The organism is Ruegeria sp. YTSA168 (assembly GCF_059610045.1).
In genome coordinates this window covers 1-13,186 of the sequence record NZ_JBXWMW010000011.1, presented here as the reverse complement: position 1 = coordinate 13,186, position 13,186 = coordinate 1, and the positions used below count along the sequence as shown (strand labels likewise).

Annotated in this window: 13 protein-coding genes and 1 riboswitch; of the genes, 9 read left to right on the top strand and 4 right to left on the bottom strand. The window is 55.0% G+C overall.

Features of this window, described 5'->3' with window-relative positions; translation table 11 throughout:
- The first annotated feature begins 106 nt into the window (after positions 1–106).
- Positions 107–320: riboswitch (cobalamin riboswitch) on the top strand.
- Between the two features lie 55 nt (positions 321–375).
- A complete protein-coding gene (locus tag AC2FFE_RS16500) occupies positions 376–1,053 on the top strand; it encodes an energy-coupling factor ABC transporter permease (RefSeq protein ID WP_496820201.1) in 678 nt (225 codons plus the stop codon).
- A 15-nt stretch (positions 1,054–1,068) separates the two neighbouring features.
- On the opposite strand, the gene AC2FFE_RS16495 is transcribed toward AC2FFE_RS16500, so the two are convergent.
- Together AC2FFE_RS16495 and AC2FFE_RS16490 are read right to left on the bottom strand one after the other, a co-directional pair.
- The gene (locus AC2FFE_RS16495) at positions 1,069–1,338 is read right to left on the bottom strand and encodes a CBU_0592 family membrane protein (protein ID WP_496820202.1); all 270 of its coding nucleotides are present in this window, start codon (positions 1,336–1,338) and stop codon (positions 1,069–1,071) included.
- Positions 1,338–1,898 (bottom strand): helix-turn-helix domain-containing protein, encoded by a 561-nt coding sequence (locus AC2FFE_RS16490; RefSeq protein ID WP_496820203.1) that lies wholly within the window; start codon positions 1,896–1,898, stop codon positions 1,338–1,340. Before AC2FFE_RS16490 ends, AC2FFE_RS16495 begins: the two co-directional genes overlap by 1 nt.
- A gap of 106 nt (positions 1,899–2,004) precedes the next feature.
- Between AC2FFE_RS16490 and ilvD the strand changes: the two genes are divergently transcribed.
- From ilvD to amaB, 3 genes are all read left to right on the top strand, one after another.
- Entirely contained in the window at positions 2,005–3,837 is a 1,833-nt protein-coding gene (gene ilvD / locus AC2FFE_RS16485; RefSeq protein ID WP_496847145.1) for a dihydroxy-acid dehydratase, read from the top strand.
- A 586-nt stretch (positions 3,838–4,423) separates the two neighbouring features.
- Positions 4,424–5,530 carry a saccharopine dehydrogenase family protein gene (locus tag AC2FFE_RS16480; RefSeq protein WP_496847144.1) on the top strand — a complete coding sequence of 369 codons (1,107 nt, stop codon included), beginning with the start codon at positions 4,424–4,426 and terminating at the stop codon, positions 5,528–5,530.
- An 18-nt stretch (positions 5,531–5,548) separates the two neighbouring features.
- Positions 5,549–7,045 (top strand): L-piperidine-6-carboxylate dehydrogenase, encoded by a 1,497-nt coding sequence (gene amaB / locus AC2FFE_RS16475; RefSeq protein ID WP_496847194.1) that lies wholly within the window; start codon positions 5,549–5,551, stop codon positions 7,043–7,045.
- Positions 7,046–7,081: 36 nt separating this feature from the next.
- On the opposite strand, the gene AC2FFE_RS16470 is transcribed toward amaB, so the two are convergent.
- On the bottom strand, positions 7,082–8,659 hold the full coding sequence (locus tag AC2FFE_RS16470) for a DUF5928 domain-containing protein (RefSeq protein ID WP_480828151.1): 1,578 nt from the start codon (positions 8,657–8,659) through the stop codon (positions 7,082–7,084).
- A gap of 141 nt (positions 8,660–8,800) precedes the next feature.
- On the opposite strand from AC2FFE_RS16470, the gene AC2FFE_RS16465 reads away from it, so the two are divergent.
- The 3 genes from AC2FFE_RS16465 (at position 8,801) to AC2FFE_RS16455 (ending at position 11,516) form a co-directional block, all read left to right on the top strand.
- On the top strand, positions 8,801–9,619 hold the full coding sequence (locus AC2FFE_RS16465; protein ID WP_496820208.1) for a sulfotransferase family protein: 819 nt from the start codon (positions 8,801–8,803) through the stop codon (positions 9,617–9,619).
- Positions 9,620–10,185: 566 nt separating this feature from the next.
- Positions 10,186–10,596 carry a hypothetical protein gene (locus tag AC2FFE_RS16460; RefSeq protein WP_496847143.1) on the top strand — a complete coding sequence of 137 codons (411 nt, stop codon included), beginning with the start codon at positions 10,186–10,188 and terminating at the stop codon, positions 10,594–10,596.
- Positions 10,593–11,516 carry a relaxase/mobilization nuclease domain-containing protein gene (locus tag AC2FFE_RS16455; protein WP_496847142.1) on the top strand — a complete coding sequence of 308 codons (924 nt, stop codon included), beginning with the start codon at positions 10,593–10,595 and terminating at the stop codon, positions 11,514–11,516. The genes AC2FFE_RS16460 and AC2FFE_RS16455 overlap by 4 nt, the downstream gene beginning before the upstream one ends.
- A 136-nt stretch (positions 11,517–11,652) precedes the next feature.
- Here the strand turns inward: AC2FFE_RS16455 and AC2FFE_RS16450 are convergent, their stop codons facing one another.
- Entirely contained in the window at positions 11,653–12,276 is a 624-nt protein-coding gene (locus AC2FFE_RS16450) for a hypothetical protein (RefSeq protein ID WP_496847141.1), read from the bottom strand.
- A 255-nt stretch (positions 12,277–12,531) separates the two neighbouring features.
- On the opposite strand from AC2FFE_RS16450, the gene AC2FFE_RS16445 reads away from it, so the two are divergent.
- Positions 12,532–12,834: a hypothetical protein gene (locus AC2FFE_RS16445; RefSeq protein WP_496847140.1), complete on the top strand. Its 303-nt coding sequence runs from the start codon at positions 12,532–12,534 to the stop codon at positions 12,832–12,834.
- On the top strand, positions 12,798–13,154 hold the full coding sequence (locus AC2FFE_RS16440; protein WP_496847139.1) for a hypothetical protein: 357 nt from the start codon (positions 12,798–12,800) through the stop codon (positions 13,152–13,154). Before AC2FFE_RS16445 ends, AC2FFE_RS16440 begins: the two co-directional genes overlap by 37 nt.
- Positions 13,155–13,186: the final 32 nt, after the last annotated feature.

Sequence of the window (13,186 nt, the reverse complement as noted above, 5' to 3'; positions counted from 1 at the left end):
ATCCGAGCGGCCAAACGTGCAAGCCATGCCAAGGCCTGCACTCCTGGGAACTGGCAATTTTTTCCAAACATGCACGTTTGCCTGCTTGACAGGTGGCACCCGGTGCCGGACACCTGCCTGACATGGTTTCCAAAGGGGAATTTCCCCCAAGGAATGAAAAGGGAATCCGGTGCGACAATACCTGTCTAGTCCGGAGCTGCCCCCGCAACTGTAGGCGGAGTTTCGCCCCATCAGGGCCACTGACCGAAGCAATCGGTTGGGAAGGCCGGGATCGAAGCCAATCCGCAAGTCAGGAGACCTGCCATGTGCAAACCGGGCGAAAGCCCAATTTTTAAACCTTTCTGCCGTCGGGTGTGACGGGAAGGAGACCAAACTATGCATATCGAACCGGGCGTCGTAAATGGCGCCAAACTTGTCCTGAGCTACGCGACCGCAACTGGCGCAGGGCTCTATACCGCTAAACTGGCATGGGACAGCCTGAAAAGCAGCGGCCTTGCCAGCCTCGCCATTCGCTCAGCCCTGACCACGGGGCTGGTTTTTACCTTCTTTGAAGTATTGCCACACTTCCCGGTCGGAGTGTCAGAAGTACACTTCATTCTGGGATCGACCCTGTTTTTGTTGTTCGGTGCAGCCCCTGCCGCCATCGGCTTGATTGCGGGCCTGTTCATTCAGGGATTTTTCCTGGCGCCTTTCGACCTGCCTCAGTTCGGGATGAACATGACAACACTGCTGGTGCCGCTTTTTGCGCTGCAGGCCTTGGCCAATCGCATCATCGCACCGAATACGGCCTACATTGATCTGAAGTATTCTCAGGCGCTTGCGCTGTCGACGGCCTATCAGGGCGGTGTCGTCATCTGGGTGGCGTTCTGGGCCTTCTACGGCCAAGGATTTGGTGCAGAAAACCTCACCGCCGTCGTCAGCTTTGGCGCTGCGTACATGCTGGTTATCCTGGTTGAACCGCTGGCTGATCTGGCCGTTTTGGCCGCGGCAAAATCCATGCGGGATTTTGGCCGGATTGGCCTGTTTACACCACGCCTTCACAACGCTGCATAACCCTGTTGCGCCGCGCTACCCTGCGCGGCGCAACCTGAAATGTTGAATGATACCGATCACGCTAATGACAATCCAGAAGCCTTCAATCAGCATCGACGCCAGATTGAAGTTCTGAAGCAGCGAATAGACAATCAAAACGGACCCCAGCAGATTTACGACGGGAAAGGCCAGATCTTCGGAATTCATGTATCGCATCTGCGTGGCGAAATAGGCGGCAACCACGATCAGGGCCCCGAAAGAGCCGATGGCATCCACAATTGTCAGGCTGTTGAAAAACTCGCTCATCAATGAACCTTGCCGTTATCTGGAACATCTGGCTGTTGCGCATAGTGATGCATGTTCAAAAACGCCGCCCCTTCAGCGCCCGCTCGATAGCCATGCGGGAGATCCGCTGCAAATCGCAGCCCCTGACCCGATTGCAAGGGCACCCAAGCCTCACCTTTCAGAATGTCCAGCGTGCCGCTGAGCACAAAGACCTCCTCGGTCACACCAGCGGCATGGGCGGGGGACTCATGGCTTTGGTTGGGGGCGAGCTGGACGTGAAACGTCTCTGCCCCCAATGCTGGATCAAAGGGAAAGACAATCTTAACCTCGATACTGCCGGGAAAGGTGACGGTCTTAAAAACCGAAGGATCACCATTCACGGTGTCGATCAACGCGCTGAGCGGCAGTTGAAACCCTTTGGCAATCTTCCACAGCGTGGCGATCGTCGGGCTTGATTCGCCCCGTTCGATCTGACCTAGCATCGCTTTGCTGACGCCTGTCATCTCAGCGACTTTCGACAGGCTCAACCCCGAAGCGGCCCTCACATCCCTTAGCTTTAGTGTTATGTCGTCCGGAGCCATGCCATTGTCTTTCGAATCTTCTTGTGCGTTATAGCGCACATATGGTACGTGCGCTATAACGCACATTCCCCGCATATCGCAACCGGGGCAAAAGGGAAACAGCATCATGCCAATGTACCGATCCAGAACCTCCACCCATGGCCGTAACATGGCCGGAGCCCGTGGCCTGTGGCGCGCCACCGGTATGCAGGACGATGATTTCGGCAAGCCGATCATTGCCATCGTCAACTCGTTCACCCAGTTCGTACCGGGTCACGTCCACCTGAAGGACCTGGGCCAGATGGTCGCGCGTGAGGTTGAAAAGGCTGGCGGTGTTGCCAAGGAATTCAACACCATCGCGGTGGATGACGGCATCGCCATGGGCCATGACGGGATGCTGTATTCCCTGCCCTCACGCGAAGTAATCGCGGATTCGGTCGAATATATGGTCAACGCACATTGCGCCGATGCGATGGTCTGTATCTCGAACTGCGATAAGATCACGCCCGGCATGCTAATGGCAGCGATGCGGCTGAATATTCCGGCGATCTTTGTCTCGGGCGGGCCGATGGAGGCCGGTAAGATCGACATCGCTGATCTGGACACCAAAAAGATCGACCTTGTCGATGCGATGGTCGCCGCCGCGGATGACACATTCACCGATGAACAGGTTCAGCATATCGAAGAAAACGCCTGCCCGACCTGCGGGTCGTGCTCGGGCATGTTCACCGCGAACTCGATGAACTGTCTGGCCGAGGCACTGGGACTGGCGCTACCGGGCAATGGCTCAACTCTTGCCACCCATGCGGATCGCAAACAGCTGTTTCTGGAAGCGGGTCGCCGGATCGTCGAGATCACCAAACGTCACTATGATCTGGACGAAAAAGGCTTCCTGCCGCGTGAGATTGCCACCTTCGATGCGTTTGAGAACGCGATGAGCCTGGATATCGCCATGGGCGGGTCAACCAACACGGTTCTGCACTTGCTGGCCATCGCCCACGAAGGCGGCGTCGATTTCACCATGTCCGACATGGACCGCCTCAGCCGCAATGTCCCCTGCCTGTGCAAGGTCGCGCCCAATACCGAGAACGTGCATATGGAGGACGTCCACCGCGCCGGTGGCATCTTCTCGATCCTTGGCGAGCTCAGCCGCGCCGGATTGTTCCACGAACATTGCAGCACGGTGCATACCCCGACCATGGGTGAGGCGATTGCCAATTGGGACATCAAGATCGCCAACAACCCCGCCGCGCAAGAGCTGTTCAAAGCAGCGCCCGGCGGCGTGCGCACCACGCAGGCGTTTAGCCAGTCGAACCGGTACAAGGAACTAGACACCGATCGCGAAGGCGGTGTGATCCGATCCAAGGAACATGCGTTTTCTCAGGACGGAGGCCTTGCGGTTCTGTTCGGCAATATCGCGTTGGAAGGCTGCATCGTGAAAACGGCGGGCGTGGATGCCAGCAGCCTGACCTTCACCGGCTCAGCCTATGTCTGCGAAAGCCAGGATCAGGCCGTCAGCGACATCCTGACCGGCAAGGTGAAAGAAGGCGATGTGGTTGTCATCCGCTACGAAGGTCCGCGCGGCGGGCCGGGGATGCAAGAGATGCTGTATCCGACCTCTTATCTAAAGTCCAAAGGCCTGGGCAAAGCCTGCGCGCTGCTGACCGATGGACGGTTTTCGGGCGGGACCTCGGGCCTGTCCATCGGCCATGTCTCACCCGAGGCGGCCGAGGGTGGCGTGATTGGTCTGGTGCGTCAGGGCGACACGATTGAGATCGACATCCCCAACCGCTCGATCCATCTGGCGGTATCAGATGAGGATCTGGCCCAGCGACGTGCAGAGCAGGACGAAAAGGGCTGGCAACCGACAGAACCGCGCAAGCGCAAGGTCTCAACCGCGCTGAAAGCCTATGCCAAACTGACCACCAGCGCCGCGAAAGGGGCGGTACGTCAGGTTTGAGTGAGAAACCCGCTAATCAAAAACGGCCCATCCATCCGGTGGGCCGTTTTTTGGCTGTGCGGACGACGTGTGAATTCGCGGCGCCTATGCCAACGGTAGCTTTTCAATGCCCTCGACGATGTCTGCGTTGAAAGCCGTCAAGCTTCTGTCAAACGGTACTCCAAATGTGTACAAAGGTCTGTCACCAGACTTCTTTGCAACACACCCTGACGTGGTGGATCCTGACCGACTCAGCTTTGTTCAAAGCCAAGCTTATCGAAACTGGCCTTTTGCTGGGAGGGTAACGCAGCCTTCCCAAAATTTGGAGGAGAAGATTTCCAAATGAGCTTGGTGCGACATGCCCCCACACAAGTATGTGCGCTTTCAGAAGCAACAATAACGAGGATCGCTCTGCAATCATGTCATTGCATTAGCTACGAATGTTTAACACACAGTGCTCTGCTCACAGGCCTGGTGCTTGAGTTATCAAATAGTCGGAAAATTTGACGAAATGACAGTCTAGCTATCGATTTCGTCAAGATAACACCTGCGATATGACCATTATCTGCGCCATTCTCGAAGGAAAACCGGAGAGAGGAGGCAAGTCATGTCGTGGAAGGTATGTATCGTTGGGGCTGGCAAAATTGGGCAGATGATTGCCGCGCTATTGAAAGATTCACCCAACTACAGTGCCACAGTTGCAGAATATGATCTGAAGGCCTTGGCCGAGATTGCCAGGCTGGGCGTTGCGACGATGCAAATCGACGCGACGAACATCGAAGAATTGACACAAGGGTTGAGCGGTTTTGATGCTGTAATCTCTGCCGCTCCGTTCTTTCTGACGCCAAACATCGCCGAAGCTGCAAAACATGCCGAGGCGCATTACTTCGATCTGACCGAGGACGTCGCGGCGACCCAGGCCGTGCGAGCACTGGCGAAAAGCAGCAAAACCGCTTTTATGCCGCAATGCGGGTTGGCACCGGGCTTTGTTGGGATCGCCGGGGCCTCGCTGGCCGCGGAATTCGACGAAATCGATAGCTTGCATATGCGGGTCGGGGCCTTGCCGCTCTATCCGACCAACGCGTTGAAATACAATCTGACATGGTCAACGGATGGGTTGATCAATGAATACTGCAATCCCTGTGACGCCATCGTAAACGGCGAACGCGTCAAGACCGCACCGCTGGAAGATTATGAAGTGCTGGGCCATGACGGGGTGGAGTATGAATGTTTCAATACCTCGGGCGGTTTGGGCACCTTGCCAGAAACGTTAGAAGGCAAGGCGCGCGCGGTGTCGTATCGCTCGATCCGATATCCAGGTCATTGTGACATTCTGAAACTGTTATTGCATGATCTGGGACTGGACCGCCGTCGCGACCTGCTGAAAGAGATCTTTGAATCGGCCTTGCCACGCACCGATCAGGATGTGGTGCTGGTTTATTGCACGGCCAAAGGCAAGATCGACGGGGCGCTGCGCGAGAAATCCCTGATCAACAAAAGCTTTGCCCGCGAGATCAACGGACAGGTCTGGAGCGCCATTCAGGTCACCACGGCCGCAGGCGTTCTGGGCGTCGTTGACCTGATGCGTACGGGCGCTCTGCCTTCCACCGGGTTTGTCCGGCAAGAACAGGTCAAACTGTCCGATTTCCTGAACACCGAATTTGGCCGGCTCTATCGCGCCGGCGACGTAACCCCACAGAACAAGGCGGCCTAAGATATGAAAGATGTTGTGATGACTGCGGAAACCACTCTGGCAAATCTGGACCTGACCACAGCCGACCTGACGGGCGGCACCCTGGCGGTGCGGTCCCCGATTGACGGGCGCGTGTTGGCCGAGGTGCATGAAACCGCCACGTCCGAGATGGAGACCATCTTTGCAAATGCCAAAGCCGCGTTCAAAGCGTGGCGCGTTGTTCCAGCGCCACGTCGAGGGGAATTGATCCGATTGCTGGGTGAGGAGTTGCGTGCCGCCAAGGACGATCTGGGCGCATTAGTCAGTTGGGAAGCGGGCAAGATCACGTCCGAGGGCCTGGGTGAAGTGCAGGAGATGATCGATATCTGCGACTTCACCGTTGGTCTGTCCCGGCAGCTATATGGCCTGACCATCGCCTCGGAACGCCCCGGCCATCGGATGATGGAAACCTGGCATCCGGCTGGTCCTGTCGGAGTGATCTCGGCCTTCAACTTCCCGGTTGCAGTCTGGTCGTGGAATGCGGCGATTGCGCTGGTGTGCGGCGATCCGGTGATCTGGAAGCCGTCTGAGAAAACGCCCCTGACCGCTATGGCCTGTCAGAAGATTTTTGAGCGCGCACTGGCCCGGTTCGGCGACGCGCCCCGGCATCTGCTTCAAACTCTGATCGGTGGGGCCGACTTGGGTGAGGCGCTTGTCTCCAGCGAAGATGTGCCGGTGATCTCGGCGACCGGTTCGACCCGTATGGGCCGCGCGGTTGCGCCCATCGTGGCGGCGCGGTTCGGCAAATGCATTCTGGAACTGGGCGGCAACAATGCAATGATCGTAGGTCCCTCGGCGGATCTGGAGATGGCAGTGCGGGCGATTGTGTTCTCGGCGGTTGGAACCGCGGGGCAACGATGCACGTCGCTACGCCGGTTGATTGTGCACAACTCGATCAAGGACGAACTGCTAGAACGGCTTAAGAAGGCCTATGCGGGTCTGCCCATCGGCAATCCGCTGGCCGAAAGCACCTTGGTCGGACCGTTGGTGGACGAGGCCTCTGGCGCTGCGATGACCGCCGCGCTCAAAGCGGCTGAGGCCGAGGGTGGTACTGTCTTTGGCGGGCAGCGTGTCACCGAAGGCATGCCGAACGGCGTTTACATGGAACCCGCCATTGTCGAGATGCCGGATCAGACAGCAACGGTGAAGACCGAAACCTTTGCGCCAATCCTTTATGTCATGGGATATGAAACGTTCGACGAGGCGTTGGAGTTGCAGAATGATGTCCCGCAGGGCCTGTCCTCATGCGTGTTCACTTTGAATATGCGCGAGGCAGAGCAGTTCCTGACAGCCGCCGGATCGGATTGCGGCATTGCCAACGTCAATATCGGTCCTTCGGGTGCCGAAATCGGGGGCGCGTTCGGGGGCGAAAAGGAAACCGGCGGCGGGCGCGAAAGCGGATCAGATGCCTGGAAAGCCTATATGCGCCGCCAGACCAACACCATAAACTACTCGGCAGAGTTGCCTCTGGCGCAGGGTGTGAAGTTCGACATCTGACTGATCGCTCCGGCGGCGCAGCGGTTTCGCCGGAGCTTAGTCCGAGAACAGATAGTCCAGCTGCATAATGGATTGCGCCTTGTCGGACCCGACGCCAAGGAACTGCGCAATCGCGGCTTCGTTCTCGGCCCGATCCGCGCTTTCGCGCAGACGCAGATACCCATCCAGTCCGGCCTGACGGATTTGTTCGGATTCGTAAGCCAGATCATTCCGTATCGTCGGCAACAGGCGCGAGACCGTTTGGTCCGGGCTGTTCTGACCTGCCAGTCCCACACGCCTTGCGTGACCGATCAGATACTCGTCGGAATAGTCGCATTCGATCTCGAGCACATGTGTCCGGGCCGCATCGCTGCAGAAATCCTGAATGACGTCCAGATTGGCGGGATCCAGGCACAAAACCAGCTGATTTGATCCGAAATGTGCGAACAGCATTCGCACAACCGCACGCCGGTGGCGCGAGCGTTTGTTCAGCGTCGTTTCGATCCCACCCAGATCGGGCAGTGGTGTATCCTGTTCACTGAACAGATACTCGACACATGGTATATTCGTCTCAGACGCGATCTGATCGACCAGCCGTTTGGCCACGTGCCATTTCTTGCAGACAACAAGAAATAACTCTCGCTCTGGGCCCAAGGTATTCCCGGCTTCCCAGAACCGTTTTCCAAACCGGCGACCAACGCGCCCGCGCCCGGTCAGGAAGGCATAGAGATTGCGCCCCTCATCCGAGATCGGGAAGTCGACACCGGTGCTAGCATAAAGCGCACCCAGCCGTTCCTTAAGTTCATGCGCTTCGGGGCTGATCTTGCGGGCGAACAGATAGTTCTGGCCCAACAGCATGTCGAAGTGATCATTGTAGAACGTCACCGGCATCCCATAATCGGAAAACATCAGGAAGGTTGGCGTGCGGTTTTCAATCTCACCCTTCGGGATAAGATGGCGAACAAGGGTCTGAAAGAACGTCTCATCCGGGATCCAGGTTGTTGAAAAGAAGCGGATCACATCGCGGCGTTTTTTAAGAAACTCCAGGATCATCTCAACCGTGCGGCGGCGCAGGCACCACCATTGGCTGCCGATCATGATCTGCAGGTCTTCGGGGATGTCGCGCGTCAGCTTGAATCGTTTTTGCAGCTCGAAGGCGGCATAAAAGCGTTTGGATTGGGTACGCTCATTGAAATAGTGACGGTAGATCAGACGGTCCTCTTTCATCCCGGTCTTGATCCAATTGCTGGCGAAGAAATCGTGGCTTTCAATGAAGTCCATGTCGCGCTCATCGAGAAAGCGATGCGTATACTCCGCCGTTTTGATCGCCATGCAATCGCCCGACAGCATATAAAAATGCGTGGCGCGCGGGAAGGCGTCAACGGCGGCCTGCAACGCGTTCAGGGTCGCCTGAACCAAAGACCATTCGCCCCAGCCGCATTTGATCCGTTTGGTGGCGAAGGTAACATTGGGATTGTCTTTCAGCGCGCTTCGAATGATTTCGTAGTCTGTGTGTAGCGCCCGCGCATCGAAATGGATCGCCATACAGTCGCCAGCGGCGGTTAACTGCTCGGCCTGCGCAATGATGGCCTCAGGGTCTTTGTGACACAGCAGGATATAGGCAATCTTTGCCATATGAGGTCGCAATTCCCGTTTTTGCCCGACTGCACCCGTGATACTGAGGATGAGCGATTGAATAAACAGAATATTTTTGGTTTTTTGATGTCGAAAGCTGGCATATCAAGCTGAGAGCAAGCCAGCATAGGAGGCACGCCAATGGGGTTTCCCGGCACCTGGATGACCGAGAGCGAAAGCATGGTTTACCGTGTGGTGCCGAAATGTGCGTGCTCGACCATTGGTCAGATCATGTATTACTCGGATCATGGCCAGTTTTTTGATGGCGATATCCATGACGCCAAGGATGGCATGCACAAATGGGCTTTTGATCAAAGCCAGGGCATGATCGCGACCAATGTGCGCAACCACGGGTCTTATTCTTTTACCTGCGTGCGCAATCCCTATACCCGCATCCTTAGTTCGTTCTTTGACAAGATCTGCGGCATTCAGCGTAACGGCAAGCGCTATCGGGGCAATCTGGTACCGACGCTGATCTACAATTACGGAATTGAAGTTGGCGGCGATGACGGCAAAGGTGAGTTCGACCAGATTGCCAGCTTCCGCCGATTCCTGCTATTTGCGCGCGACACGATCCGCTGGCGTCGCCCGATGGACCCGGACATTCACTGGTCAGCCATGTCGGGGCACGTGTCGACCTTCATTGTGAATGGCGGTCAGTATGACCGGATTTTCTGGACCGAGGCATTCAATGACGGGATGCAGGGTGTACTGGAGAACGTCGAAACCGCCCATCCGGTGACATTGTCCGAGATTCCGCGGTTCAACGAATCCGAAGGGCATGGGCCAAAACGCGCCCATCCGGTCGAGGACTATTTCGATGATCTGTCGATGCATTTGGTCTATGAAATCTACAAACAGGATTTCGAGCTGTTCAAATACGATTTCGAGAACCCCGGAAACAAGATGCCCATAGGTGAGATCGATTTGGACGAGGTGCACGCCAAGCTGGGGGATTGAGGCGCATATGGGCCCTCGGTAAAGATGCATATGCTTGGAACTTGATTTGTACGAGAGTATCTGCTCCGATCCCACAACGATCAATGCTGCATCGGGTGTTAGTAGCCGCTCTCTTGGTCACGACGAACCATGTGCATCTGATCAGTCAATTCATGATGCCTGTATCTTTTTGGTGGCATCATATAATCTCAGACAGTCCTTGATCAGGGGTGATTTAGGGGGGGTCAGATGCAACGCTTACGTTATGGGTCTGACGAGTTGAAGACGTTAGGCAATTGATCGGGGGGATCAATTGAGGTCTGAACGGGGTGTTATGATGTTTTTCCGACACTGGTTGCGGGAGCAGGATTTGAACCTGCGACCTTCAGGTTATGAGCCTGACGAGGTTTGATCGTTAAGCGAACAGTTCGGAGGACTGTTTGTAGATCGAACGGGCTGTTTGGGTTTGGTTGCGGGGACGAGCAACCAATACCTCTCACTTGTCGCAGAGTATGACATACCTTACTCCCTAAAGCGCTGATATAAATAATATTATATGTGGGTACAGGCTTGTCTGAAAGACAGACATGTTTGAGAAATTCAACGATGCAACTGGCAGCCCTGTCAAATCAACCAAGAAGCGGGAAGCGCCGTTTTCGCTGCGTTTGACCTTTGAAGAGCGTGCTCGATTGGAGGCGGCGGCCAATGGTGTGCCTCTGGGGGCTTATATCAAGGCTGTGCTATTTAACGGCGATCTGACCAAGCTGCGACGCCGCAATACCTCCCCCGTTGCCGATCACGCAGCTCTGGGGCGCGTTCTGGCATCTTTGGGCGGTTCTCGCCTGTCCAGCAACCTCAACCAGCTTGCACGCGCTGTAAACACCGGAACACTGCCTGTTCACCCTGAAATCGAAGCCGAACTGAGAGACGCCTGCATCGACATTGCTGTGATGCGGGATGAACTGCTGCGCGCTTTAGGATCGGAGGGCCGCTCATGATCCTGAAAGGCAACATTCGCGGTTCTGGCCATGAGCTTGCTCGGCATCTGATGAATGCCCGCGACAATGAGCATGTGGAATTGCACGATCTGCGCGGATTTGTGTCCGATGATCTGCATGGTGCGATGCAGGAGAATGAGGCTGTGGCGCGCGGGACGCGCTGTCAAAAGCCCCTCTTCTCCCTGAGCCTCAACCCGCCGGAACAGGAAAATGTGCCGATTGCGGCGTTTGAATCCGCGATTGCCCAGATCGAAACCGAGCTTGGTCTGCAAGATCAGCCCCGTGCCATTGTCTTCCATGAAAAAGACGGTCGCCGCCATGCGCATGCGGTTTGGTCCCGCATTGACGGTGATCAGATGAAGGCGATTGAACTGCCGTACTACAAGAACCGTTTGAATGACGTGGCGCGAGAACTGTATCTGGAACATGGCTGGCGGCTACCGGATGGCTTCCGGGACAAACGAAATCGCGATCCTCTCGGCTTCACGCGAGAGGAATGGCAACAGGCCAAACGGACGAAGCAAGACCCCAAGCTGACGAAATCCCTGATCCGCGAATGCTGGAATGGCTCTGATAGCGCGCAGTCTTTTGAGGCCGCATTACAGAGTAAAGGTTATTGGCTCGCCCGTGGAGATCGGCGCGGCTTTGTTGCTGTGGACTGGAGGGGAGAGGTCTATTCGCTGAGCCGGATGGCGGGCATTAAAACCAAAGACCTAAAAACCCGTCTTGGCGACCCGAAAGCGCTGCTGTCCACGGATGAGGCCAAAGCTCATATTGGTGCACGCCTGACACCCAAATTGCAGGCATGGGCGAAGGAAGAAGAGCAAAAGGCCCTAACCTACAGTTGGGTTGTACCCGAGGCTTCCCCCAGAATAAAATCCTGCCGCTTCTATCGAAAATCTTGCTCTAAATGCACCTGAACCGTGATCATAAACGTACTATCATAAACGTACTCATGTTCAAAACGATCTTCTTCACGCCCAAATAATCCCATGTTTACAACTTTCTCGCTATGTTTAATGAAAATATTTTTTACGATTATAAAATTTAGAGACCTTAGCCGGAAATCGCCTCCTCGCAAGTCTCGCCAATTTTAAAGTAATCGGCGCCCAGATGCTCATATTGATAAAATGAATTCACCAATCCAGCTGAAAAGCATGAAAGATACTCGGAGTTATCTAGGAGTTCAATTGGAGTGCCATTTTCTTCCATTTTGAGATTCAGTAACTTTATCGAGAATAAAAATACATCAGACTTAATGACGCCGCCAAAATTTTTTTCTGACAATCTGTAAAGATGTGTGTTTACGACCAATAAAACCTTCATAAGAGGGTCATGTAGAATTTCCGGAACAAATCTAACATCGCTCGGCTCTTCTATAAATATAACCAAAACATCCGCGCCATCGGGATTCACCCAGGTTAAGCTTCGATCAAATTTTGCGGCATCTCCGTCGTGCAAAAAAAGATATGGAGTGAAGTTCTTAGGCGCCGCGAAAGTACTAACACTTAATTGATCTTTTGCCCGGCTCTCTTGGGCAGAGGAAAACGCCATAAGAAGCGCAGCTAATAATATGAAAATTGCACGCACGCTCAAAACTCCAAGTTCCTGTGCTTCAGAAAATCTAGCTCCGACCGCACAAATGAATGATCGGCTAGTAATCACGAAATTAGTACGCATCACATTTCGCGCGCAATATCAAGAGTCTACAGCATTAACTTTTGCAACGCAGGGGGCACACGAGGATCTTGTTGTAGAAAACGCACCTCGTGATACCTCTTGGAGCAGGCTCCACGGTCCATCTTCATCCGTCGGGCGGTTTCCACACAGTTCCGTCCAGCCTTCTGAAACACCTTCTCCAGCTCCGCTTCGCTTGGATGCTGCGACAGGCGGTCCATGTGCGCTGGGGATACATCAGTTGCGATCAGCCTTGCTATGACGACAGCTCTCTTCTCCGTAGGCAAGGTCATTCGAAATTCGATCTTGCAGTCCGCAGATCCAGAATTTGGATCGTTTTTCGACCATCTGCCCGGCTACACGGAAATGTACTGGTTGCATCTCGACAAGGCGTTTGTGTACCCGGCCAACGCGTTGTTCGACATTTTGACCATCATTCTGACGACTTTTTTGATTTCTCGGTTTTTCCTGAGCAAGACACTTGTTCGCGCATCACCGAACGGCCTGCACTGTTTGAGCCGGGCATGGCTAATCGCTACCGTCAGGAGGTGGCTCGTCTGATCGACCTACTAAACAATGAAAGCCACCGCAGCGAGGCATCGGAGCTGATCCGGTCGATGATCGACTCCATTGTGCTGACACCTGCGAAAGATCGGGATGGCCCGGTTATCGATCTTGTTGGCGATCTGGCAGGGATACTGTCGTTCGCCGCTGAGCGAGACAGTTCTTCTATTGTAGAGGAGTTGTCTGACTTCCTCCCAGATGAGTGCGAGGCGTTGGTTGCGGGAGGGGGAACTAAACGCCTCTCACCGTGTTCTGGTGATCAATGCGAAGCGTTGGTTGCGGGGAGAGGATTTGAACCTCTGACCTTCAGGTTATGAGCCTGACGAGCTACCGGACTGCTCCACCCCGC